Source organism: Pseudomonas sp. EA_65y_Pfl1_P113 (assembly GCF_963970525.1).
GTDB lineage: Bacteria > Pseudomonadota > Gammaproteobacteria > Pseudomonadales > Pseudomonadaceae > Aquipseudomonas > Aquipseudomonas tritici.
Genome location: NZ_CAXAQM010000355.1, coordinates 1 through 524, shown reverse-complemented (window position 1 = coordinate 524; position 524 = coordinate 1). Strand labels below are relative to the sequence as shown.

Genomic DNA, 524 nt, shown 5'->3' with positions numbered 1-524 from the left:
CCGAAGACGATACCGCGCCTGAGGCCGAGGAAGCCCCGTAAAGCACGGCGGCGCGGTCCTCGAATGCGCCGATCATCTTGCGCAGCGCGGTGCCGAACACTTGGCCGGCCAGCATCTCGAACACGCGGTTCTTGAACGCGAAGTCGACCGTGAAATCGACCGCGCAGCCCGCCCCATCGGGCCGGAACACCCATTCGTTGCGCAGATATTTGAGGGGCCCGTCGAGATATTCGACTTGGATCCGGGCGGGTCGGCGCTTCTCGACCTTCGACGTGAAGGTTTCGCGCAAGCCTTTGAACCCGACGATCATATCGGCGACCATCTGCGTCTCGCTGTTCGAGCGCATCCGGATCGCCGACACCCACGGCAGAAACTCGGCATAGCGGGCGACGTCGGCAACCAGATCGAACATTTGTACTGGCGTGTAGGGCAGCCGCCGCGTTTCGGAATGGCGTGGCATCAGCGCGCGGCGAGCTTTGCCTCCCGCGCGGCGCGCAGGCGGGCGAAATCGTCACCGGCGTGAT

Annotated in this window: 1 protein-coding gene; it reads right to left on the bottom strand. The window is 64.5% G+C overall.

Translation table 11 applies throughout. The features are described from left to right. A partial coding sequence (locus AACY52_RS30015) for a type II toxin-antitoxin system RatA family toxin (RefSeq protein WP_339561333.1) occupies window positions 1-412 on the bottom strand: 412 nt, incomplete at its 3' end. Window positions 413-524: the final 112 nt, after the last annotated feature.